At 69.3% G+C, this 23602-nt stretch carries 22 protein-coding genes and 2 pseudogenes; 13 read left to right on the plus strand and 11 right to left on the minus strand.

All coding sequences use genetic code 11. The features are described from left to right. Window positions 1–17 precede the first annotated feature (17 nt). The 6 genes and pseudogenes from OG519_RS06130 to OG519_RS06155 form a co-directional block, all read left to right on the plus strand. Window positions 18–428: a VOC family protein gene (locus OG519_RS06130; RefSeq protein ID WP_405579670.1), complete on the plus strand. Its 411-nt coding sequence runs from the start codon at window positions 18–20 to the stop codon at window positions 426–428. A gap of 472 nt (window positions 429–900) precedes the next feature. Further along, window positions 901–1398 carry an endo-1,4-beta-xylanase gene (locus OG519_RS06135; protein ID WP_405579672.1) on the plus strand — a complete coding sequence of 166 codons (498 nt, stop codon included), beginning with the start codon at window positions 901–903 and terminating at the stop codon, window positions 1396–1398. Continuing rightward, window positions 1395–1439 (plus strand): annotated as a pseudogene (locus OG519_RS06140) (hypothetical protein); the annotation flags it as partial. The gene OG519_RS06135 and the pseudogene OG519_RS06140, both read left to right, overlap by 4 nt. Window positions 1440–1709: 270 nt before the next feature. Further along, on the plus strand, window positions 1710–3137 hold the full coding sequence (locus OG519_RS06145; protein ID WP_405592496.1) for a non-reducing end alpha-L-arabinofuranosidase family hydrolase: 1428 nt from the start codon (window positions 1710–1712) through the stop codon (window positions 3135–3137). Between the two features lie 357 nt (window positions 3138–3494). Further along, window positions 3495–3968 (plus strand): hemerythrin domain-containing protein, encoded by a 474-nt coding sequence (locus tag OG519_RS06150; RefSeq protein ID WP_405579675.1) that lies wholly within the window; start codon window positions 3495–3497, stop codon window positions 3966–3968. A gap of 98 nt (window positions 3969–4066) precedes the next feature. Further along, window positions 4067–4414, plus strand: a pseudogene (locus OG519_RS06155) (ATP-binding protein); the annotation flags it as partial. A gap of 86 nt (window positions 4415–4500) precedes the next feature. On the opposite strand, the gene OG519_RS06160 reads toward OG519_RS06155, so the two are convergent. Further along, on the minus strand, window positions 4501–4728 hold the full coding sequence (locus OG519_RS06160; protein ID WP_405593197.1) for a hypothetical protein: 228 nt from the start codon (window positions 4726–4728) through the stop codon (window positions 4501–4503). Window positions 4729–4907: 179 nt separating this feature from the next. Between OG519_RS06160 and OG519_RS06165 the strand changes: the two genes are divergently transcribed. The 3 genes from OG519_RS06165 to OG519_RS06175 all read left to right on the plus strand — a co-directional run bounded on the left by OG519_RS06165 (window position 4908) and on the right by OG519_RS06175 (window position 6160). Then, window positions 4908–5276 (plus strand): STAS domain-containing protein, encoded by a 369-nt coding sequence (locus tag OG519_RS06165; RefSeq protein ID WP_405579678.1) that lies wholly within the window; start codon window positions 4908–4910, stop codon window positions 5274–5276. Between the two features lie 62 nt (window positions 5277–5338). Next, on the plus strand, window positions 5339–5560 hold the full coding sequence (locus OG519_RS06170) for a hypothetical protein (protein ID WP_405579681.1): 222 nt from the start codon (window positions 5339–5341) through the stop codon (window positions 5558–5560). Between the two features lie 321 nt (window positions 5561–5881). After that, window positions 5882–6160 carry a hypothetical protein gene (locus OG519_RS06175; RefSeq protein WP_405579684.1) on the plus strand — a complete coding sequence of 93 codons (279 nt, stop codon included), beginning with the start codon at window positions 5882–5884 and terminating at the stop codon, window positions 6158–6160. A 72-nt stretch (window positions 6161–6232) separates the two neighbouring features. On the opposite strand, the gene OG519_RS06180 is transcribed toward OG519_RS06175, so the two are convergent. The 7 genes from OG519_RS06180 to OG519_RS06210 form a co-directional block, all read right to left on the minus strand. Next, window positions 6233–7021: a phosphotransferase gene (locus tag OG519_RS06180; protein ID WP_405579686.1), complete on the minus strand. Its 789-nt coding sequence runs from the start codon at window positions 7019–7021 to the stop codon at window positions 6233–6235. A 273-nt stretch (window positions 7022–7294) separates the two neighbouring features. Beyond that, entirely contained in the window at window positions 7295–8311 is a 1017-nt protein-coding gene (locus tag OG519_RS06185; RefSeq protein WP_405592498.1) for a LacI family DNA-binding transcriptional regulator, read from the minus strand. A 159-nt stretch (window positions 8312–8470) separates the two neighbouring features. Continuing rightward, on the minus strand, window positions 8471–10114 hold the full coding sequence (locus OG519_RS06190; protein ID WP_405579689.1) for an ABC transporter substrate-binding protein: 1644 nt from the start codon (window positions 10112–10114) through the stop codon (window positions 8471–8473). A gap of 95 nt (window positions 10115–10209) precedes the next feature. Beyond that, window positions 10210–11109, minus strand: coding sequence for a carbohydrate ABC transporter permease (locus OG519_RS06195; RefSeq protein ID WP_405579691.1), 900 nt, complete (start codon window positions 11107–11109; stop codon window positions 10210–10212). Continuing rightward, on the minus strand, window positions 11106–12014 hold the full coding sequence (locus OG519_RS06200) for an ABC transporter permease (protein ID WP_405592500.1): 909 nt from the start codon (window positions 12012–12014) through the stop codon (window positions 11106–11108). Before OG519_RS06200 ends, OG519_RS06195 begins: the two co-directional genes overlap by 4 nt. 160 nt (window positions 12015–12174) lie before the next feature. Beyond that, window positions 12175–13164 carry a PmoA family protein gene (locus OG519_RS06205; protein ID WP_405579694.1) on the minus strand — a complete coding sequence of 330 codons (990 nt, stop codon included), beginning with the start codon at window positions 13162–13164 and terminating at the stop codon, window positions 12175–12177. After that, window positions 13161–14288: a Gfo/Idh/MocA family protein gene (locus OG519_RS06210; RefSeq protein WP_405579697.1), complete on the minus strand. Its 1128-nt coding sequence runs from the start codon at window positions 14286–14288 to the stop codon at window positions 13161–13163. Before OG519_RS06210 ends, OG519_RS06205 begins: the two co-directional genes overlap by 4 nt. 505 nt (window positions 14289–14793) lie before the next feature. Between OG519_RS06210 and OG519_RS06215 the strand changes: the two genes are divergently transcribed. From OG519_RS06215 to OG519_RS06230, 4 genes are all read left to right on the plus strand, one after another. Then, window positions 14794–15522 (plus strand): cupin domain-containing protein, encoded by a 729-nt coding sequence (locus tag OG519_RS06215; protein WP_405592502.1) that lies wholly within the window; start codon window positions 14794–14796, stop codon window positions 15520–15522. A gap of 782 nt (window positions 15523–16304) precedes the next feature. Further along, window positions 16305–17744 (plus strand): endo-1,4-beta-xylanase, encoded by a 1440-nt coding sequence (locus OG519_RS06220; RefSeq protein ID WP_405579700.1) that lies wholly within the window; start codon window positions 16305–16307, stop codon window positions 17742–17744. 151 nt (window positions 17745–17895) lie between these two features. Continuing rightward, window positions 17896–18429: a glycoside hydrolase family 30 beta sandwich domain-containing protein gene (locus OG519_RS06225; protein ID WP_405579702.1), complete on the plus strand. Its 534-nt coding sequence runs from the start codon at window positions 17896–17898 to the stop codon at window positions 18427–18429. After that, a complete protein-coding gene (locus OG519_RS06230) occupies window positions 18336–19829 on the plus strand; it encodes a non-reducing end alpha-L-arabinofuranosidase family hydrolase (protein WP_405579705.1) in 1494 nt (497 codons plus the stop codon). The genes OG519_RS06225 and OG519_RS06230 overlap by 94 nt, the downstream gene beginning before the upstream one ends. 101 nt (window positions 19830–19930) lie before the next feature. Here the strand turns inward: OG519_RS06230 and OG519_RS06235 are convergent, their stop codons facing one another. The 3 genes from OG519_RS06235 to OG519_RS06245 form a co-directional block, all read right to left on the minus strand. Next, window positions 19931–21028: a MerR family DNA-binding transcriptional regulator gene (locus OG519_RS06235; RefSeq protein ID WP_405579706.1), complete on the minus strand. Its 1098-nt coding sequence runs from the start codon at window positions 21026–21028 to the stop codon at window positions 19931–19933. Window positions 21029–21175: 147 nt separating this feature from the next. Continuing rightward, window positions 21176–23119 carry a caspase family protein gene (locus OG519_RS06240; protein WP_405579708.1) on the minus strand — a complete coding sequence of 648 codons (1944 nt, stop codon included), beginning with the start codon at window positions 23117–23119 and terminating at the stop codon, window positions 21176–21178. Beyond that, entirely contained in the window at window positions 23109–23453 is a 345-nt protein-coding gene (locus OG519_RS06245) for a hypothetical protein (protein WP_405579711.1), read from the minus strand. The genes OG519_RS06240 and OG519_RS06245 overlap by 11 nt, the downstream gene beginning before the upstream one ends. Window positions 23454–23602: the final 149 nt, after the last annotated feature.

Raw genomic sequence — 23602 nt, forward strand, 5'->3', positions numbered from 1 at the left:
TTGCCAAGGAGCAGCCCGTGCCCGCCAACGGTCAGAGCCATATCCGCGTAGCCCGCCCGTCGCGCGACCTCGTTGCGGCGGCGGAATTCTGGGTCCGGGGTCTCGGGCTGAGCGAGCTGTACCGGGCCGAGGGTGGCGACGCGCCCGGCGAGCACGACCTGCTGATGGTCGGCTGGCCCGACGCCTCCTGGCATCTCGAACTCGTCCACGAGGGGGCCGGGCTCGTCGAGCCGCGCCCCACCGCGGAGGACCTGCTCGTGATCTATCTCGACGAGCGGGTACCCGAGGAACTGGTCACCCGCCTTGAGGCACACGGTGGCAGGCGCGTCCCGTCCCCCAACCCGTACTGGAACACGTGGGGCATCACCGTCGAGGATCCGGACGGATACCGGCTCGTGCTCTGCAAGCGCGCGTGGTCGAACGCCTGAGCCCCACGCGGTCGGTCCGACCCGCGCTCGCTGACCACTTGCGACCGCAGGACCCCAGCGAGCCCGCGCTCCCCCGAGATGCCGACAAAAGCCGCTTCGGCGCGGGCCGGTCTCCGAACCCCTTGACAGACCCCGGAAGGTGGAGCAACGTCTGAACCTGAAACCCCTGGGCAACAATCCGTGGACGGCACCGACAGGTGCTCCGGGTGTTAGCGCTCACCTTCGGTCCACACGGAGATTGAGTTCCGCGCCAGGGGTGGCAGACGAAGAGCAAGAGCGCGAGATCTCGCGTGCTATCGGACTCCTTCCCCCACAAGGAGAATGATCTTCATGTCCAGGTTCACTGAAGGCCTGCCCCTGCGCAGGGCCCTCGCCCCGCCCACCGGGTTGATATCCGGCACGGTGCTCACGCCCCACGGACGCCAAGACCCAGGGCGTCCACCGCGTGGTCAGGGACTTCACGTCCCGCGGCGTGCCCCCCGACCGTGCCGGCCTCCGGAGCCACTTCGGCACCGGCGGCCCGCCGGCCGGCTTTCGCGCGACGCTGTCGAACGTCGCCGCCCCGGGCGAGATCGTCCAGGTCACCGGGCCGGACATCGCGCAGGCCTCGCCAACAACCTCCGCCAGCACCGTCAGCGCGCGTCTGAAGGCGACCCGCTGCACGGGCAGCACGATGCGGGGCATCCGCGACAGTGACGCGCGGCGCACCGGGGACAGTCCGCTGATCTTCACCGGCAAGGACACCAAGAAGGCTGCCTACGCCGCGGTGCCGTCGGCGCTCGGGGACACCAACACGGGCGACATCGTCACGGGCCCGGTGCACTCGCCGGGTAACGCCGCCGCCGGCCGGGTGTTGGACGTGCCGGGCGTCCCGCCGGCCACCGCACGCGGGTGGCGATCCGGGATGCCGACGGTGGTGCGCACCAGCACTGGCGGGCCGGCCGGACCAGCGATGGCCCGTACGCGCTGACCAATGGCGCGTCCGGCCGGGCCCTGGAGGTGCCCGGTGGGCAAGCGCCCACCGGCAGGCCCGTCCAGGTCTGGGACTCCGACAACGGTGCCGATCAGCACGGGAATCTCTGGAATCTCAGCGGAGATGATCCGCGCCCCAGCGCTGCCCGCGGCCCAGCGCGCCGGCACCCTCGCTCACCGGCCACCAGCCGCCGGCCACCGGGAGGGAGCGGCCGACGGCTGCTCCTGAACCACGGGTCGAGAGCTTGCCATGCTCCATCGAACTTCTCGTCCGTTCGACATCCACTGGCCGTACATCGGGAGACTCTCATGCGAAGAGGAAGTTTGAGCCGCAGGCATCTGTCCGCGGTGCTCACCGCGGTGGTCGCGGTTCTGGTCGCGTTGGCGGCGATGCTCGTCGCCAACACGGCGCAGGCGGCCGCCAGCGGCGCCTTACGCGGTGTCGGCTCCGGCCGGTGCCTGGATGTGCCGAACTCCAGCCAGACCGACGGCACGTTTCTGCAGATCTACGACTGCTCGGGCGGGACCAACCAGCAGTGGACCCTGACGTCCGGCAACCAGCTCACCGTGTACGGCGGCAAGTGCCTGGACGTTCCGGGCCACGCCACCGCGGCCGGCACCCGGGTGGAGATCTGGACCTGCAACGGCGGCACGAACCAGCAGTGGCAGGTGAACTCCGACGGCACGGTGGTCAGCACGGAGTCCGGGCTGTGCCTGGACGTCACGGGCGGCGCTACGGCCAACAGCACCGCGGTGGAGCTGTGGACGTGCAACGGCCGCACCAACCAGCAGTGGACCGGCCTGTCCGGGACGACGACTCCGCCGCCCTCGGGCGGGACGTGCGCCCTTCCCTCGACGTACCGGTGGAGCTCGACGGGTGCGCTGGCGCAGCCGGCGAACGGGTGGGTCTCGCTGAAGGACTTCTCCAGCGTGGTGTACAACGGCAAGCACCTGGTCTACGCGTCGAACGTGTCGGGGTCGGGGTACGGCTCGATGGCGTTCAAGCCCTTCACCAACTGGTCCGACATGGCGTCGGCCGGCCAGACCGGGATGAGCCAGGCCACGGTGGCGCCCACCCTGTTCTACTTCGCGCCCAAGAACATCTGGGTGCTGGCGTCCCAGTGGAGTGCGTGGCCCTTCTTCTACAAGACGTCGACTGATCCGACCAACCCCAACGGCTGGTCCTCGTCGCAGCCGCTGTTCACCGGCAGCATCTCCCCCTCCGCGCCGATCGACCAGACGCTGATCGCGGACAGCCAGAACATGTATCTGTTCTTCGCCGGCGACAACGGCAAGATCTACCGCGCGAGCATGCCGATCGGGAACTTCCCGTCCAGCTTCGGCTCGAACTACACGACCGTCATGAGCGACTCGCAGGCCAACCTCTTCGAGGCCGTCCAGGTCTACAAGGTGCAGAACCAGAACCAGTACCTCATGATCGTCGAAGCGATGGGCGCGGGCGGCCGCTACTTCCGGTCCTTCACCGCCAGCAGCCTCAGCGGCTCATGGACCCCGCAGGCCGCCAGCGAGAGCAACCCCTTCGCCGGCAAAGCCAACAGCGGCGCCACCTGGACCAACGACATCAGCCACGGCGACCTGGTCCGCAACAACCCCGACCAGACCATGACCATCGACCCCTGCAACCTGCAATTCCTCTACCAGGGCAAGTCCCCCTCCGCGAGCGGTCCCTACGACCAGCTTCCCTGGCGGCCGGGCCTCCTCACCCTGCAACACTGATCCGCCGGATCCGCCTGATCGCCTGATCCGCGGCGATCGAAATGATGTGCGCTCCGTCGACGGGCGAACGGCCGGTTCACCGTGCCTGGAGTCAGATCGGCGGAAGGGTGCCTGGGCGCGTCGCGCCCAGGCACCTGTGTTCAAGCGCCGAGCACGTATGACCGCGAGTCCGGGCATCGGACGGTACGCCCCGGGCGGCGCGGTCCAGGACGTGCGGTACCCGGCGGGGCCACCATGACTCATCGCCGTCCGCGGGGGTAGCCGACCCAAGCCGGCATCCGGGAGCGGTCGCCGGTACACCACCCGCCGTGCTCCACTCGTCGAGCGCGCACACGGTACAACGGACATGGAGCCGCAATGGACGCGATCGTGCTGCTGAAGGATGACCACGCGACGGTCGAGAAGCTGTTCAAGGAGTTCGAGCAGGCCGGCGACCGCGCGTACAAGACGAAGCGGCAGATCGCCGACAAGGTGATCGAGGAACTCACGATCCACGCCTGGATCGAGGAGAAGATCTTCTACCCGGCCGCGCGCGAAGCCGTACCGGAGACCGGCGACCACGTACTGGAAAGCGTGGAAGAGCACCACGTCGTGCTCTGGATGCTCTCCGAACTGGCCGGCCTCGACCCCAAGGACGAACGCTTCGACGCCAAGATGACCGTGCTGATCGAAAACGTACGCCACCACGTCGAAGAAGAGGAGCAGGAATGGTTCCCCCAGGTGCGAGCCGCCCTGGGCCGCAACCGCCTGGCGGAAATCGGCGACCAACTCGAGGCCGCCAAGCCCGCCGCTCCCCGTGACCCGCTCAAGGTGCCCAGCGCCGACGCGTGAACACACATCCGTTGAATCCGGTGACCGCCGCAAGACACCCGGCCCCGTTTCTCGCGGCGGACGGCGGTCACCCGCACATGGTGTGGGGGCGGTGATCCGTGCCGGCTGAACACTTCCTCACCGTCTCGGCCGCGCCCGGCGAGGTGGGCAGGGCGCGCCGCTGGGCTCTCGATCACGTGGCGGAGTACGCCTGGCCGACACGCTGGCGCCCTGAGACCGCGGCGGTTGCCCTGGTCGTCTCGGAACTGGTGACGAACGCCCTCCGCCATGCCGGAGGCCAGGTAGGCCTGTCGCTCGTATTCGACGCGCGCCGGCTACGGATCACGGTCAGCGACGACTCACGTGCCCAGCCCGTACCGCGCCCGCAGCCTACGAGCGGGCGAGGACTGGCGATCGTGGACCGCCTGAGCGAAGCATGGGGTGTGGTGCCCCATGGCGGCGGCAAGCAGGTGTGGGCCGACCTGGCCGCCGCGGGCGCGGTGCCTGCCCCGATGCCGCCCGGTCACCGGCGGGCCGGGGCGCCGGCTGTTTCTCAGGGATGTTTGAGCTGTTCCGGAGCGATCAGCGGGAACAGGGCGATCGCCCCGGCGAGGCTCAGGAGGTGGTGGACGCGGGTACTCGGCCTCAGACCCGCACTTCCGCCCTGTGCCAGGACCGTCATACAGGTCTGCGGAAGCGCGCTGAGGAATGCGGCTTCGGCGAAGGTCGCCCCTGCGCGGTCGAAGACCAGGTGGGGATGGTGACTCAGCGTGCGGGCCATCCCCCCTCATGGGGATCCGGCTGACTGCGGACAGTTCGGTGTCGATCCGGGAGGGACGGGGGTAGATGATCGTATACAGCGGCAGGAGCCGGTGGGGGGAGGCGACCCGGCGGTCACGGGCCCTGGTCGCCGGCGCCGCCGCCGGGCCGTACGAAGACCGAGACGAGGGGCGTGAGCTTGTGAGTGACGACGATCTGCGGTTGAACGTGCTGGAGACCGGCGACCGTCTTGTGGTGGCCGAGGTGGTCGGCGAACTGGACATGTCGACGGCTACGGCGTTCTACGTGCGGGCAACCGCCCTCCTGGACGACCATCCGGATCAGATCCTCGACCTGTCGGGCGTCACCTTCTGCGACTCGTCGGGGTTCAACGCGGTGCTGCGCCTTCGCCGCAGGGTCGAGGAAACGGGCGGCTGGTTTGCGCTGGCGGCTCCTCCGTTGCAGATAGGCCGACTGCTGACGCTCACCGGGGCCGAGACCGTCTTCGCTGTTTATGACACCCGTGATGAGGCCGTGGCCGCGCACCCGGGTGACAACACCCCCAGCTAAGCCGCCCGGTAACTCTGCGGTATGACCGGAGCAGTGCGTACGGTGACTCCCCCTGGCACGCGATGGGGGACATCCGTCCCGATGACGGCCTGCAAGCCGAGTACGCGCGAGCGCCGTACGCCCATGTCGGCCCGGTCCGGCTGCCCGACAGCGTGGCCGACGGGCAGGCGATCCTGCTGGTCGACGGCGTGGCCGACCGGCTGGAGCCGGCTCGGCAACAACGCTCGGAAACCGTCGACTTCTACTCCGAGGACCCGGTAGAGGCGATCCGATCCGGGATCTGACCGGAGGCATCGGCGTGGACCGGGTGCTCGATGCGGTCGGCGTGGACGCGCGGCGTCCGGGCCGGCACCGGGACGGTTGCCGTACCACACCCCGCCGTGCCCACCCCGGTTTGTTGCAGCCTCCGCGGCGCCGTGCACACCCGCCGCCGCGCGCCCCAGCCCCCTCCTACCGTCGTACCACCGGCACCCGCCGGCCCGAGGGAGGGAAACCGAATGCGTATTAAGCCCTTACGTACCGCCGCAGCCGCAACCGCCGTGGCAGCCGCCGCGACCCTGGCGCTTGCCACTGGCGGGACCGCTCAGGCCAGCACAGTGCACCCCATGTCCGCGACCGGCTGCAACAACAACGTCTGCATCTACGTCTCCGGCAACGCCGGTGGCACGATCCTCGTGCAGGCGTGGGCCCGCAACACCACGTTCACCGGATACTTCCACGTCACCTGGCCCAGTGGCTCCCGGAACAGCGCCACGCAGACGTGGATAGGCAGCAAGGGCAACTACTACTCGACGAGCTTCACGTCCCCGGCCGGAACCGTCTGCGCCCAGGGCATCGCCAACGGCGGCGCAGCCCAGGGCAATCCCTGTGAGGGCGTGTCCTAACCGGTCTCGATCGGCGCAACCACCCCGCCCCGCTGCCAGATCACACGGCAGCGGGGCGGAGGCGTGAGCCGGTCAGGCGACCGGCGCGTTTGCCAGTAGCTGCCGGAACCGCGAGTTGGACGGGCCGGCCCCGGCAGCTCCGACCGTCGCCTCCCCCATACGGCACGTGCCGTCCACGAACGCGGCCACCGCCACCGGATCGGCATCCCGCCACGACGGGAACCGCCCCGCCCACCCGAGCGCCTCGGCCCCGGGCCAGCCGGCCTCCATCAGCCGCACCGTCACATAGGCCACGTCCACCCAGGCCGGGCCGGCGGCCACCATCGCCCAGTCCACCAGGTGCGCGCGGCCCGGTGTGATCAGCAGGTTGTGAGGGTTGGTGTCGGTGTGGAGGAGGGCGTCCCCGGCGAGCAGGAGCGTCTGCGCGTCGTCCAGGTGCCCGGCGAACCGGTCCGCGAGCCGTGGCGCGAGACCATCCGCGGTGAGCTCCTGCGTGGCGTGCAGCGCGTCTGCGACCAGCGCCACATCCGGCGACCCGGGCGACAGATCCGCGTGCCGCCCCTCGATGTGTTCGAACACCAACAAGTCCCAGCCGTCCACGGTGATGCGGGCCAGCAACAGCGGGGCGATCCCGGCGACCCGCGCGTTGACGGCGCCCTCCCAGTCCTGCGCCGCGACCCCCTGCGTGTCCGATACGGGCACACCTTTGACGAACACCCGGCCGTCCTCGGCCGTCAGGACAGCGGCGATTGCGCAGGTCAGCCCATCGGCCACCGGGGTGGCGGCGGTCACCGGCCCGATCCGTGCCGTGACAGCGGTACGGACACTGCTGGGCAGTTCGGTCCATTCGGTACGCGGCACGGGTCCTCCAACACGACGGCGCCGGGGGCTGCGGTCCACCCCCGGCGCCACAGACTACCGATCGGCGTTGTCCTAGCTCCGGTGGACGCTGGTGGCGATGGAGGCTCATCCCGCGTGACCGTCTCGCAGCGCAGCCCGTTCGACCCCGCCGCCGAGCCGGCCCGGCAGGGATGGCCGCGATGCCGCAGCGGGCCTCGGGGCCTGCTCGGCTTCGAGGCCGTGCGGCGGTGGTCCGATGGGCCGCCGGGATTGCCCGGCCTGCTGGCGGGTGCGCTATGCGGATGGCGGGGCTGTGCTGTCGCGGACGACCAGGCTCGTTGCGAGTTCCAGTCGGCGCATGCCCGGCTGGCCGCCGCGTCCCAGTTCCAGGACGAGCCGGACCGCGGCCTCCGCCATGTCGACCAGCGGCTGCCGCACCGTGCTGAGCGGCGGGCCCATCCACGCGGAGATGGGCAGGTCGTCGAAGCCGATGACACTGATGTCCTCGGGGATCCGCAGCCGCAGCTCCCGCGCGGCCTGGTAGACCCCCATGGCCTGGATGTCGTTCCCGGTGAACAGGGCGGTCGGGCGGTCGGCCATGGTCAGCAGTCTCCTGCCGATCCGGTAGCCCGCGTCGTGCTGAAAGGTGCCGTGCCGGATCAACTGGCTGTCGGGCGTCACACCCGCCGTCTCCAGCGCGGCCCGGTAGCCGTCGATCCGCGCGCGGCTGCACAAAACCCCCACCGGGCCGCCGATGACACCGATACGGCGGTGGCCGAGGTCCAGCAAGTGCCGGGTGGCGGTATACCCGCCCTGCCAGTTCGTGGTGCCGATCGAGGGAACGTCATCGGCCGGGGAACCGGCCGGATCCATCACCACGAACGGGACGTCCCGGCTGACCAGGAGGGAACTCTGATCGGCGGTCAGATTCGACATGATGAGGATGACACCGGCCGGATCCCGGGTGAGCACCCCGTCCACCCAGGACAGACCCATCTCCTCCCGGCCCGCCGACTCCGACAGGACCAGGGTGAGACCCTCCTGACGCGCCACGTTTTCCGCACCTCGGATAATCTCCGTCGCCCAGAGGCTGATCAATTCATGAAAGACCAGTTCCAGCAAACCGGAAGGACGGGGCCGCGCGACACCACGCTTACGGCGGTAACCATAGTGCCGGAGCAGCTCCTCCACCTTATTCCTCGTCGCCGGCGCGACATGGGCACGCCCATTGAGCACTTTAGAAACCGTAGGCGCGGATACCCCGGCCTGCCTGGCGATTTCCGCGAGCGTCGCGGTACCGGCCGCTGCCATCCTGCCCCGTTCGCTCGTAGATTGCCGCCTGGGCGATTGCGGGATGGTCACACCCCCCATGCTACCGCCCGACCACACGGCAACGGCAGCCACCCCGGCGCCACATGCGACGACCCGCCGCACCAGGCCCCGGCACCGACTGCCGACCGCGCGCCACGGTCACCCCAACTGCTTCTCGAATTCGGCACGCATCTTGTCGCCCCCCGACGAGCGCCACTCAGCGACCGCCGAGTCCCACGAGGAAATCGATTTCCGGCCGGTGAGGATGTCGTTCGCGGCATCCGACAGGTGCTGGGCGAGCACCCCGCCGGTCCGGGAGTACGCCTCGGAGAAGAGCGAGACGGTGGGGTCTTTTACGGACGTCGGAATGATCGCCCGCTGGTATTCGTAGCATGCCTTGGTCGCCTCGGGATTTCCGGGCACGAAGATGGTGTCGGGTGCGTCGGTGATGTAGCGGATGCCGAGGACGGTCTGGGCGAGGCCGGCCTGGGTGGGGGCGGGGCTGTTGTTCCGCAGGGAGTAGTCGGTGCCGGGAAGGCCGAATTTACGGAAGAGGTACTCCTCGGTCCCGAACGGCGCGGCGAGCCAGTTCGCCACGGACAGCAGTTCCCTGATCCGGGACGCGGGCGCCTTCTTGAGCGGCGTGAAGTTGTTGACCGGGGGTGACTGCCAGGTTCCGGCGAACCCGCCGCCGTCGAACTTCGGCGGCCTCATGCCGGCGACCCTGAACGAGGGGCCGGCCACGTTGTCCGCGTAGTACTGGGGCCACGCGGTGTAACGGTCCTCGCCCATCAGGCCGCTGCCGGCGTTGAACCACTGCTTCCACGGAGCCGCCGGGTCGAAGCTGTCGGGATGGATCACTCCCGCCCGGACCATCGTACGGACCTGGGAGAGCGTCTGCTTGTACCTCTCGTCCTCGTAGTAGCTGGTGAGTTTGCCGTCCTTCTCGCTCCAGCCGTTGGGCACGCCGAGCATCTGGGCGACGAAGGCGACGGCGGAGCCCGCGGTGACGAGCGCCCACCGGCTCTTCTTGGCGTCGGTGACGTCCTTGCACGACTGGAAGAACTCGGCGAAGCTGCCCGGGTCGGGGTCCACCCCGAACGTGTCGAAGAGGTCCGCCCGGTAGAACATCAGGCTGCCGGCCACGCCGCGGGAGACGGGCAGGCCGTAGATGCCGCCGTTGAACACGCACGAACGCCAGGCGTCGCTGGTGATGTTGGCCAGGTAGGGGTATTCCTTGACGGCGTCACCGGAGAGGAACTCGGTGAGGTCCTGGCACTTGGCGGCGAGGAATTGCGGCAGGCCGCGCACGCCGGCCAGCGGCGGCAGCGGGGGCACCATGAAGTCCGGCAGGTCGCCGCCGGCGGTCAGGGTGGCGAACTTGGTGGTCAGGTCGGCGGCGGGGACGATGGTGAGGTCCAGCTTCGCCCCGACCCTCTTGTTCAGCTCCTGCCAGTAGGGGTTGCTGCCCAGGCCCGGCGGGATGGGTGACCCGGTCTCGACGAAGGCCGAGATGGTGCCGCCGTGCGCGGGCGGCGCGCTGATGGTTCTGACCGGGTGCGCGGGGTAGCCGGAGAATCCGTTGAGCAGGCCCTGGGAGTTGCCCGGATAGTCGGGACGCACGGCGGCGTAGGGCATGTAGTCGGGCAGTTTGACGGCACTGTTGTTGGCCGCGGTGTCCGCCGGTCCCGCGCTCGACGTGCTGCACGCGCTCAGCACGGCGCCGCCGGTGGTGGCGCCCACCGCGGCGAAGGCGGCGCTGTGCAGAAACGATCTTCTGTTCATGGGTGCGGTGCCGGTCATGGGATCTCCCTGGCGATCGGGTGGACGGGGCGGACGGGCGGCCCGCGGAGCTCGCGGTCGGGACCGCGGACGGGGTCGCCGACGCGGTCGTACGGTCAGCCCTTGACGGCGCCGGTGAGGACGCCCTTGCTGAAGTGGCGCTGGACGAAGGGGTAGACGATCAGGACGGGCACGATCGAGATCACCAGGATCGCCATCTGGATCGCTGTCTGCGGCGGGAGCGACGAGCCGCCGGCCCCCACCTGGTCCACGCCCAGTGAGGTGTTGTTGACGACGTAGGTGCGCAGGACGAGTTGCAGCGGCCACTTGGAGGTGTCGTTGAGGTACAGCAGCGCGCTGAAGAACGAGTTCCAGTAGCCGACGGCGTAGAAGAGGCCGACCACCGCGAGCACCGCGCGGCTGAGCGGCAGGACGACGCGCCACAGGACGGTCCAGTCGCCCGCGCCGTCGATGCGGGCGCTGTCGAGGAGTTCGCGGGGCAGTTCCATGAAGAAGGCACGCACGATCACCACGTTGAAGGCGTTGACCATGGCGGGCAGGATGAGTGACCAGTAGCTGTCCAGCAGTCCGAACTGCTTGACCACCAGATAGCTCGGGATGATGCCCGGCGCGAACAGGAGTGCGAAGAGCACGGTCATGAGCAGCGGACGGTGGGCCACGGAGTCGGTGCGGCTCAGCCCGTACGCCAGCAGCGTGGTCGACACGAGGGACAGCGCGGTGCCCGTGGCGGTGACCAACAGGCTGATCACCAGGGCCCGCGTGACCACACCCCCGGACAGAACGGCCTGGTAGGCCGCGAAGTGCACGCCGTGCGGCAGCAGCACGAACCCGCCGCTGCTGGTGATCTCCGCGCGGTCGGCGAGGCTGGTGGAGAAGATGCCGACGAAGGGGATCAGCACCGCGGCGCAGCACACGGTGAGGATCACGGCCTTGACGGCCCTGCCGAGCCGGGTCGGCCGGCCGAAGTGCGCCGGGCCGAGTGTGTTGCCGGTCATCGCTGGTAGATCCCCTGTTCGCCGACTCGGTGGGCGACCTTGTTGGCGCCCAGCACCAGCAGCAGACCGACGACTCCCTTGACGAGTCCCACGGCCGCGGCGGCGCCCCAGTCGCCCTGCTGGATGCCGTTGTTGAAGACATAGGTGTCCAGCACCTCGCTGGCCCCGATGCCGACACCACCCTGCTGGAGCACGATCTGCTCGAAGCCGACCGTCAGGGACTCACCGAGCCGCAGGATCAGCAGCAGGACGATGATGCCGCGCAGTCCCGGCAGCGAGACGTGCCACAACCGCCGCCAGGGGCTCGCGCCGTCGACCGCCGCCGCCTCGTACAGGCCCGGGTCGATGCGCGACAGGGCGGCGATGAAGAGGATCATGGACCAGCCGGCGTCCTTCCACAGCGCCTGGGCGGTGATCATCTCCTTGAAGACGGCGGCGTTCCCGACCACATGGACGGTGGCGAGATCGTGTTCGCGCAGGAAGGTGTTGAGCAGTCCCGCGTCACCGAGCATCTGCTGGAAGATCGCGACGACGATCACCCAGGACAGGAAATGCGGCAGATAGAGAACGCTCTGTACGGTGCGCTTGACCCGCTCCGAGACCAGGCTGTCCAGCGTCAGCGCGAGCGCGATGGGGACCGGGAAGGCCACGAACACCTGGAGCAGGGTGATCTCGACCGTGTTCTCCAGGGCGTTGACGAAGGCCGGATCACCGTTGAAGACCACCCCGAAGTTGCGCAGACCCGTCCAGGCGCTGCCGTTGATGCCCAGATACGGCTGGTAGTCCTTGAAGGCGATGACGTTGCCGAGCAGGGGCAGGTACTGGAAGACCAGTAGCAGGATGATGCCGGGCAGGGTCGCGAGCAGGAGCACCCGGTCCCGTCGGACCCGCTGCCGCAGGCTCATCCGGCGCCGGAGCGGCGGTTCCGCGTGTGTCGTGTCGTGTCCGCCGTCGGCAACGCCTGGACGGTCTGCGCCGTCCGGGCCGCCTGAACCGCCCTGACCGGGGGAGCTGTTGACGCTGCGCGCGCTCGTCGAGTGACGGATAGGCACGATGCACGCTCCTTCAGCCGGAAGGCGTCGTCGTGCCGACGGCCGCCAGCGACGCCCTTCCGGCCTCGGCCAGTTCCTCGGTGCCGTCCCGGCCGCGATCGCCGTCGGCGATCACCACGGCGTAGCGCCGGGTGAGGGTTTCGCCGTCCTCGACCGCCACCTCCGTGTCGAAGAAAGGTGCGGGGCAGACACAGGCGAAGGGGGTGGAACGGACGAACCAGGTGACGTGTTCGCCGCCGGGTTCGTTGCCGGGGCCGTCCACGAAGGTGAGGGTGGAGGACCGTCCGTGGGCGTCGTGGCGGCCGGTGAAGCCGATCCACGGTGCCCGCACCCCCATCAGCTCGTCGCCGCCGGCGTGGTCCGGGGTGTAGACGGTGCCGCCGGTGAAGGAGCGCGGTCCGCGCCAGAACAAGCCGCCGTATCCGGCGTTCTCCCGGCCCTCGGTGGTCGGGCTGCCGATCACCGTACGGGTACCGCGCACGTTGGTGACGGCGGTTTCGAAGACGAGCACCCAGGCGTCCTGGTCCGGCAGGACCTCGACGGCGAACCGGCGGTGTTCGGCGAACCAGGGCTGTCCGTGCTCGGTGTGCCAGCGCAACCGCTCGGTGGCCAGCAGACGTCCGTCGTGGACCGACAGTTCCTCGAACTCCTCGTGGTCCATGGATCCGTTGTTGTCGTACTGGCCGTATCCGGTGCCGCGCCGGTAGGTGGCACCGCCCCAGAAGTTCTCCGTCTCGACGTTGGGCAGGGACAGGGAGATTCCCTTGTGCCAGATGTGGTCGTGCGGGCGATAGATGCTGACCAGGTCGCCGCCGAGGGTGCGCAGCGGGTGGAAGTAGGGGCGGGGGGACTCCAGTTGGGCGTCCCAGGGCCGGTACACGTAGCGGGTCAGCGGACGCCCCTCGAAGGTGACCCGCAGCGAGGCGTCGAGTTCGTGGTCGACCGCCAGCCCCGAAGGTCCGGGCTCCGTGCTGGCGGGGTACGGCCTCGGTCGGGCATTCACAGGGTCGTCTCCTGGGGTAAGGCGGCGGTCGGGGCGGCGGGCCACGGTGGACCACCGCCTTGCATGCGCCGGTAGAAGGGGCTGTCGGCGGTGATCTCCCCGCGCCTGACCGGGCGCCGTTCGAAGGCGGAGGCGTAGGTGGCCGCGACGAATTCGAGGGTGCCGCGGGACTGGGGCAGCGTCACCGGCGGCGGCGATCCGACCTCCAGCGCGTCGAGGACCGCGGCGAACTGCGCGGCGTGGCCGGACGGTCGGCCGCTGGGCCCGGCGCGCCAGGCGGCGGCCACCTCGTCCTCGTGTCCGGGTGCGGGGTGGATCCGCCAGTCGTCGTCGCCGTATCCGTACAGGTGCTCGACCTCGACGGTGGCGTGCTCGAAGTCGAAGCGGAGATAGCTGGTTTCCCTCGGCGACAGCAGGGAGTTGACGACGGTGGCCACGGTGCCGTCGGCGAAGGTGGCCAGGGCGCAGGACAGGTCCTCGGTGGCCGTCGGCCTGGCCAGGCGCGCCGCGACGGCGGTGATCTCCTGCCAGTCGCCGAGCACGGACAGGAGGAGGTCGAACTGGTGGATGCCGTGCCCCATCGTGGGTCCGCCGCCCTCGATCTCCCACTTGCCTCGCCAGGGCACGGCGAAGTAGTCGTCCGGCCGGTACCACAGGGTGTGGCACACGGCGACGAGCGGTCTGCCGAGCGCCCCGGACGCCAGCACGGCACGAAGCCGCGCGGCGCCGGACCCGAAGCGATGCTGGAACACCGTGGCGAACGACGCTCCGTGGGCCGTCTGGGCCCGTGCGATCTCGTCGAGTTCGGCGAGGCTGAGGGTCGGCGGCTTCTCGCACAGCACGTCGACGCCCGCGTCCAGACAGACCAGCGCCTGCTGTTTGTGCAGGCCGGGCGGTGTGCAGAGGTGGACCAGGTCCGGACGGGCGGCGGCCAGCAGCGTTTCCAGGTCGGGGAAGCGTCCGGGCACGTTCCAGCGGTCGCAGAACGTGTCGAGGCGGTCCTGGTCGATGTCGGCCGCCGCCACCAACTCCACGCGATCAGCCAGACCCGCGAGGTTCTGGGCGTGCACCGTGGCGATGTTGCCTGCTCCGACGAGGGCGACGCGGAAGGTTCTGCCGGGCACACATGCCTCCTGCTCATCCGGTGTGCGGTTTGGCACGACGAAACTTTCAGTCGCTAATCGGAAACTTTGATGGCCAGGAAGCTACGTCCGGGCCGCTCACCCGTCAACACCTTGTGCGCAATTCCGGTAACTCCCGTACCAAGGAACAGGTCTAAGCCTTTTCCTGGTTCCGACTGATGTCGGCATCAGAACCGACCGATGTCTTGACTCTGCGCGAAACCCCGCCCTAATCTTCCCGAGCTGACAGCGAAACATTCGGAATCCCGTTCCGGCCTCGCCATCTCCCGGGAAGCCGCGGAGTTCCCGTCCGGCCGCCCTCCCGGCCGCCCGCGGCACGGCTCACGCCGTGCCGCCCTCCCCCGCCGCCCCGCAGCGCGCCCACCAGCAACCGCAATCCATCCAGCCGGCGGGTACGGGCACCACCGGACCGCTCGCCGCGGCACCCACCAGTACCGCGGTCACCGTCTTCGGCGCCGACCCGGACGCCCGCCACGAAAGGGATCGCATGACCGAAGTACCGCTGCTGCCAGGCGGAATCGGGCTGTCCCGGCTGCGGGTGTACCCATGGCCCGCCGAGGACTCCCTGCACGGCGGCACACCACACATGCACCTCACCTGCACCGAGTGCTACTACGTCCTGGCGGGCACCGGAGAGCTGCACACCCTGACCGCACAGGGGCTGCGCCGCACTCCGCTCGCCGCGGGCGACGCCGTCTGGTTCACCCCGGGCACGATCCACCGAGCGGTGAACCTCGACCGTCTGGACGTCCTCGTCGTCATGCAGAACGACGGCCTGCCGGAAGCCGGCGACGCCGTCATGACCTTCCCCCCGGCGCGGCTGGCCGACCCCGACAGCTATCGCGCCGCCGCCTCACTGGGTGACGGGCCGCCGGCCGACCGGACGCTACAGGCCCGCGCCAGACGGGACTTGGCGATCAGCGGCTTCCACGACCTCGTCACGCGGGTCGAGGAGGGAAACCGGGAGGCGCTCGACGATTTCTACGCCGCCGCCGCGGCCCTGGTCGCCCCGCGGCTCGACGAATGGGAGCGGACACGGCGCCTGCGCGCGGCGGCTGCCGCCGAACGGACCGGCCGGCAGATCGACGCCCTGCGACGGGGTGACGTCCGCCATCTCCAGGAGGCCGCGGTGGCATCACTGCCGGCGCCACCGCAGGACGTCCTGGGCATGTGCGGCCAACTGGCGCCCTACCGCAGGGCCGAGGCCGACGTCTGACGCAGACCGCGACCGGCGCGACGGTCCGTCCGGAACCGGATGTATCGGACTTTTGTCCGGTCCGGATACCTCTGAGTTTCGGAATTCTTTCCGAAACATGGCTGAAAACCACCGTCTGACAAACTACCAGGTAGGAGCACCGAGCATGGCCGGTTTCCTCCGCTGTGCCCGCCTGGTACGGCCGCGCACACCACGGTTCGCATGCAGAAGCGGCCAAGTTGAGGTGTCGACGTTCGGAATATTGCGACCCCTGAGACCCGTACCTACGATGGGAGCGCTCCCACCTCCTCCCGGCCCGGTATCCGGCGCGCGGCGCCCCGCCCATCGCGCCGGCGGTGCACCCGCCGCCCGGCCGAACCCCACAGGTTCCCCCCACCAGTCGCTTCCGGCACACGAGCGGCTCCCGCTCGCCAACCGGTACTCGCCGGACCGCACCCTCCAGGAGGCTCAGCCATGCGCTTCCGTCGATATCGGCCCCGGATCTGGGCAGTGGCAGCCCTTGTGGCCGTCACGGCCCTGATCACCAATGTCCTGCTCCCGCAGGCGGGCGCCGCCGGCCGCGGCGGTGACCGCCGGCTCCCGGTGGAGCGACCGCTACAGCCTCAACGTCACCGTCTCCGGCTCCACCAACTGACCCACCCGTGGGCCGCCCTGAACCCAGAAGAAGCCCCCTTCAGGGCAGCCCGCCCGGCAAGCAACACCTGCACGCCCCCCCACCTGTCCGGGTCAGCGGCAAACGCGCTGACCCGGACCGCCAGCAGAAGAGGAAGAAGAGGTTGGACATGATCAGTTACTCCCTCCGGAATCGCCCCGGGCCCAGCAGACGCCGCCGCTCAGGCCTGCGGATCGCCATCGCCGCGGGCACGGCGGGCGCGGTGGCGGCCATCGGCCTGATGGCCACGGCCGGCAGCGCCCACGCGGTCGGCACCCTGGGCAACGCGGCGGCGGCACAGGGCCGCTACTTCGGTACCGCGGTCGCGGCGGGCCACCTCGGGGAGACGGCCTACACGAACGCCCTGGACGCCGAATTCGGCGCTGTCACGCCCGAGAACGAGATGAAGTGGGACACGATCGAGGCGAACCAGAACTCGTTCAACTTCGGCCCCGGTGACCAGATCGTCGCCCACGCCCAGTCCCAGAACATGAAGATCCGCGGGCACACGCTCGTCTGGTACTCCCAGCTGCCCGGCTGGGTGTCGGGGCTCAGCGCCAGCGCGCTCCAGTCAGCGATGAACAACCACATCACCCAGGTGATGACCCACTACAAGGGCGAGATCTACGCGTGGGACGTCGTCAACGAGGCGTTCCAGGACGGCGGTTCCGGGGCCCGCCGCAGCTCACCCTTCCAGGACAAGCTGGGCAGCGGCTACATCGAGACGGCCTTCCGCACCGCACGGGCCGCCGACCCGAACGCCAAGCTCTGCTACAACGACTACAACACGGACGGCGTCAACGCGAAAAGCACCGCCGTCTACAACATGGTCAAGGACTTCAAGGCCCGCGGCGTCCCGATCGACTGCGTCGGCTTCCAGGGCCACTTCAACCCCCAGTCCCCGGTCCCCGGTGACTTCCAGGCCAACCTCCAGCGCTTCGCCGATCTCGGCGTCGACGTCCAGATGACGGAGGTCGACGTCGCGGGCTCCGGTACCGCGCAGGCCAACAACTACACCACCATCGTCAAGGGCTGCCTGGCGGTGAGCCGTTGCACCGGCATCACGGTGTGGGGCGTCACCGACAAGTACAGCTGGCGCAGCGGCGACACCCCGCTGCTCCTCGACGGCAACTACCAGAAGAAGGCCTCCTACAACGCCGTGCTCGCCGCTCTCGGCAGCGGCGGCGGCACCTCGGGCGGTACGTCGGCCGGCACGTCCTCGGGTACGTCGTCGGGCACCTCCTCGGGTACCTCCGCCGGTACGTCATCCGGTACGAGTTCCGGCACCACCGGCGGCACGGGTGGCAGTTGCACCGCGGCGGTGACCGCCGGCTCCCAGTGGAGCGACCGCTACAACCTCAACGTCACGGTCTCCGGCTCCACCAACTGGACCGTCACCGCCAACATTCCCTACCCCGAGAAAGTCCTCTCCACCTGGAACATCAGCGCCACCTACCCCAACGCCCAACAACTCGTCGCCAAACCCAACGGCAGCGGCAACAACTGGGGCCTCACCATCCAGAAGAACGGCTCCACCACCTGGCCCACCTTCACCTGCACCACCAGCTAGGACACCCCCTCCGGCCATCATGCGGGCCGGATGAACATGTCACCCGCCGGGCGCCGTGCCGCAAACGTGTGGCGCGGCGCCCGGCAGCGCGGGTAGGGACGTCCACCTCGTCTGTGGCCGAAAGGTCCGAGACAGAATGAGGAACATTTTCATGCCCCGATCAGCACACCCCAAACGGCTGACAAGCCTGGCCGTTACCGGCTTGGTGTGCGGCAGCTCACTGATCGCGTTGAGCCAGTCGCCGGCGAGCGCCGCGTCGGCACAGACCGCGATGACCGGCGCCAACCTCAACGCCTTCCTCTACTGGTGGGGCATCAGTAACACCAGCCACGACAGCTCACTGATCGGGCTCAACGGCTCCATGCTGACCCCGTCCAAGCGGTTCTACGCGCTCGCCAACTTCAGCCGCTTCGTCCGCCCCCAGGCCACACGTATCGCCGCGTCCAGCGGAAACGGCAACCTGGAGGTCAGCGCGTACCACAACACGAACGGAACCATCGCGCTCGTCGTGCTCAACACCGGCACGAGCGCCGCCACCACCAGCTACACGGCAACCCGGTGCCCCGTCCCCCGTCCGAAAGGAACCCCCACATGTCATGGTCAGGGAAAAATCTCAGCGTTCGCAGGAGAGCCGCGGCGGCTGCCACCGCGATGGCAGCGGTCGCGATGGCGCTGTTCGGCGTAGCGGTGACAGTGCCCCACGCGGCGGCGGCGGATTCGGGGTCACGCCTCGCGGCCGACGGCAGCGGTGAGATCAAGGGTGTCGGTTCCGGACGCTGTCTGGACGTGCCCAACTCCAGCACCACCGACGGCACCCAGCTGCAACTGTGGGACTGCTCCGGCGCCGGCAACCAGAGTTGGACGTACACCTCTGCCTCCGAGTTGAAGGTCCTGGGCAGCAAGTGTCTGGATGCCGCGGGCACCGGCAACACCGCGAAGGTGCAGACATATGGCTGCTCGGGCCAGAGCAACCAGAAATGGCTGATCAACACGGACGGCAGCATCGTCGGCGTCCAGTCCGGTCTCTGCCTGGACGCCGCCGGCGTGGGCACCGCCAACGGCACCAAGCTCCAGATGTACTCCTGCACGGGCGGCAGCAACCAGAAGTGGACCTTCAGCGGAAGCAGTACCGCACCGCCCAGCACCACGCCGCCGACGACGCCACCGCCGACGGGCGGAGGGTGTGCTCTTCCGTCGACATACCGGTGGACGTCGACGGGTGTGCTGGCGCAGCCGAAGAACGGGTGGGTCGCGCTGAAGGACTTCACCAACGTGGTGTACAACGGCAAGCACCTGGTCTACGGGTCGAACGTGTCGGGGTCGACCTATGGCTCGATGGCGTTCACTCCCTTCACGAACTGGTCGGACATGGCGTCGACCGGCCAGACGGGGATGAGCCAGGCCGCGGTGGCGCCCACGCTGTTCTATTTCGCGCCCAAGAACATCTGGGTGCTGGCGTACCAGTGGGGTTCGTGGCCCTTCATCTACCGGACGTCGAGCGATCCCACCAACCCCAACGGCTGGTCCGCGCCGCAAGCGCTGTTCACCGGTAGCATCTCCGGCTCCAGCACGGGTCCGATCGACCAGACCCTGATCGGTGACGGCCAGAACATGTACCTGTTCTTCGCCGGTGACAACGGCAAGATCTACCGCGCGAGCATGCCGATCGGGAATTTCCCTGGCAACTTCGGCTCGTCGTACACCACGGTCATGAGCGACTCGCAGAACAACCTGTTCGAGGCGGTACAGGTCTACAAGGTCCAGGACCAGAACCAGTACCTCATGATCGTCGAGTCGATCGGTGCGAACGGGCGCTACTTCCGCTCGTACACGGCCTCCAGCCTGAGCGGTTCGTGGACCGCGCAGGCCGCCAGCGAGAGCAACCCCTTCGCCGGCAAAGCCAACAGCGGCGCCACCTGGACCAACGACATCAGCCACGGCGACCTGGTCCGCAACAACCCCGACCAGACCATGACCATCGACCCCTGCAACCTACAGCTCCTCTACCAGGGCAAGTCCCCCTCCGCGAGCGGCAGCTACGACCAACTGCCCTGGCGACCGGGCCTCCTCACCCTGCAGCACTGACCTCTCCCGTACCGCGCCGCCGGGCGCCGCGCCCAACGTTTGCGGCGCGGCGCCCGGTGGAGGGCCGCCCAACCATCCGGCATCCACCCCTGCGACACGGTTCAAGCGACAAGCAGGCGGAGGCCGAGATCCGCCGCGTCGAGGTCGGCGAGGACGCTGTTGCGGTCGGCCCACCGGCCGGAGTCGAGGTCGTCGCCGAGGCTTCGTACGGCCCGCTGCTCGGCCTGCGGCCCGACCCTCGTCCACACCGACATCGCACGGCGCACGTGATCCTCCAGATACGCCCCCGGTCGTCGCCAGTACGCCTCGAAGAGACCGTCAGCGCAGTCCCACGGGATGGGCACCGGCTCAGCGCGGGCGCCGATGGCGTCAGCCATCCCGGCAAGCGAGGGAAATTCCGTCAGGACGGCGGCGAACTCGGGCAGGTAGTCGCGGGTGAGCCAGAACCGGTCCGGCCAGCCGGGCTCGTCGGTGTCGAACGTGAGCACCACCACGCGGCGGGCCACGCGCCGCATCTCGCGCAGCCCCGCTATCGGATCCCCCCAGTGGTGAACGGTGGAGACGGCCATCGCGACGTCGAAGGAGTGGTCCTCGAACGGCAGGCTCTCCGCGGCGGCAGCTGTGCACGGCGCCGAGCCGGCCGGCCGCTGGGCCCGCATGACCGCCGATGGCTCCACCGCGGTCACGTCGCGATCGGCGGGCTCGTAGGAACCGGTGCCGGCCCCGACGTTCAGCACCGTCTGCGCGTCCCCGAGCGCGGCCCAGATCTGTGCGGCGATCCGCGGCTCGGTACGCCGGGTGGCGGTGTAGGCGCCGCCGATCGCGTCGTACAGCCGTGCACCGAGCATCTCCAGTTGCTCCTCCGGTGTCACCTTCAGTCCCTTCGCCCGTGTCTCGAGTTCCCTGTCGATGGCCGCCGCCATGGCGTCAGCGCGATCACGCCGCTCCACCAGCAGGCCGCGCAGCCGGCGCAGGTGCGCGACCGCGTCGGTGGTCGGGTCGCCGACCAGTTGCGCGACCTCCCGCAGCCCGAAGCCCAACCGCCGATAGGCCAGTACCTCCCGCAGCCGCTCCACATCGCCCGCCGTATAGGCCCGGTACCCGGCCGAGGTACGCGCCAACGGCCGAACGAGTCCGATCTCGTCATAGTGATGCAGCGTGCGGACGCTCACGTCGGCCAGCTCGGCCACACGTCCCACGGTCCAGTGATCCTCCACGGCACCGACTATGCGGCCTGACGTCACGTGAGGGTCAAGAGCCGCACCCACGGCAGTAAGAGCCGAGCGCGAAGCAACGGTCCGAGGCGGCTCCTACGGCTTCACCTTCACGCCCGAGCGAGCCGCCCGTCATACCTCAAGACGCCAGAGCTGGATGGTGGCGTCGCCGCAGGCGCCGGCCAGGGTGCGGCCGTCGTGGCTGATGGCCACGGATGAGACGTCGTCGTGGTAGCCGGTGAGTGGGTGGCCGATCGGCTGGGTGCGGGCGGGATCGGCGGTGTTCCACAGCAGGATCCGCTTGTCGTTCCCACCGCTGGCGAGGGTCTGGCCGTCGGGACTGAAGGCGACCGACCACACGGTGTCATGGTGGCCGGTGAGGGGACGGCCGGCGGGGGTGGCGGTGTTCGGATCGGCGGTGTTCCACAGGCGGATGGTGCCGTCATCGCTTCCGCTGGCCAGGACTCTGCCGTCGGGGCTGAACGCCAGCGCCGGTACGTACTTCGTGTGGCCGGTGCAGACCGCGGTGGTCGGCACTCCGCGGGCGGGGTCGGCGGTGTTCCACAGGCGGATGGTGCCGTCGTCGCTTCCGCTGGCGAGGGTGTGATCGCGGGGGCTGAACGCGACGGAGTTCACCGGGCCCCCGGAAAGGGTCAAGACCGCGGTGGCCGGCACTCCGTCGTCGGGGTGGGCGGTGTTCCACAGGCGGATGGTGCCGTCGTCGCTCGCGGCGGCAAGCGTCCGGCCGTCGGGGCTGAAGGCGACCGACCAGACGGTGCCGTGGTTGGCGGGGAGGGGGCGGCCGACGGGGGCGGCGTTGTTCGGATCGGCGGCGTTCCACAGCCGGATGGTGCCGTCATCGCTTCCGCTGGCGAGCGTCCGGCCGTCCGGGCTGAACGCGACGCATTCCACGTAGCCTTCGTGGCGGGCCAGGACCGCGGCGGCCGGTACTCCGAACGTAGGGTCGGTGGTGTCCCACAGGCGGATGGTGGCGTCGTTGCCTCCGCTGGCGAGCGTGCGGCCGTCCGGGCTGAAGGCGACGCACGCCACATAGCCTTGGTGGCCGGTGAGCGGCCCTCCGAGGCGGGATGCGCCGCGAACGGTCCGCGGAACGGAGGTGTCCGGCGGACGGGCGCCGCCGCCGTCCGTACCTGGGGCCGCCCGGCCGGTGTGGGTAGCAGTCGGCCGGTGGGCGAAGGGGCGGTCCCTGCTGAGGAAGGCCCCTCCGGAACCGAAGAGGGCGGTCGTCGTCATGGCCGACAGGACGGTGCGACGGTTCCACACCCGGCGGGAGCCGGGGATCTCGGCGGCACGCGGGGCGGGAGGCGGAGCGAAGGGCGGAGCGGCGTTGTAGGCGAAAGGGAAGCGGCGGGCTCCGCGGATACCGCTGTCGACCGGCTCGGGGAGATTACCGCGCAGCAGCAGGGCGCGCAGATGGAGGAAGATCTGGTCCAGGGGGAGGGTGAGTCCGCACCCCGGGATGCCGGCGGTGACCACCTTCACGAACGCGTCGGTGAAATAGGTCATCGACTTGTCCAGCGGAGACTTGGCCTTCTTGCGTGCCGCGCTGGCGCTGATGACGTACAGCCCGTCGACGGGATAGGCCTCGGCGAGCGACGGCGACTGGAAGTGGAAGGTGGAGCGGTCGCTGAGCCCGGCGTGGCAGCAGTCGAGGATGACCAGTTTCGTGGCGGCGCGGCAGCCGCGCATGATGCCGGCCAGGTTTTCGTAGAGCATCGCGGTGTGCGGCAGCGCCTCGGGGGTCGGGTCGGTGTCGCCGAGCATCAGGGCGAGTTGGCCCTCGCTCGTGCCCTTGCCGTGTCCGACGAAGTAGACCAGCAGGACGTCCTCGACGTCACGGACGGCGGAGACCACCTCCAGCGCCAGCTTGGAGGGGGAACGGATTTCCGCCAGGCAGGTCACCCGGTCGGACGGCCACCCGCACAGATCGCCCGTCAGGAGATCTCTCATCGCCGCCAGGCTGGCCGTGGCCCCCGGCAAGTTGAGGACATCCGGATGCGTGTACGCGGCGTTCCCGATCAGCACGGCACGGGACCCGGACAGATCACGATCCACCGAGCAGCTCCTCCAGGAGCGGCAGGGCTTCTTCGAGGGTGTCGGCCGTGATCTCCAGTGTTGTACCGCCGTGGCGGATCGTCAGTGCGAAACCGCGGCGCCTGGACTCGACGAGGTCCCTGATGATCTCCAGGAACACGGTGACCGCTCCGCCGGAGACACAGGCCACGGTCAGCAGGTCGACCACCGATCCCTGGTCTCCGGGCTCCATGCGTTCAGGACCGACCCCGACCTTGAGCCCGTGGACACCGCGCAATTCTTCGTAGAGCGTATCGAAATCATCGGGAGTGTTCGCAGAAATATCGAACGAACTCACCGATCGGAGATCCGCCATGTAGTGCCCCTTATCCATGGTGTCCGGGCGTCGTTCCCCACCCGCATCGCACAGCACCGCACCGCGCCGCACCCGCCGAGCGGAATCGTCACAGCTCAGAGCGGACGTCGGTGCCGGGAAGACAGTGTTTCAGAAAGCGTGCGCCGCCG

The organism is Streptomyces sp. NBC_01190, assembly GCF_045039895.1.
In the GTDB taxonomy this organism is placed as follows: Bacteria; Actinomycetota; Actinomycetes; order Streptomycetales; family Streptomycetaceae; genus Actinacidiphila.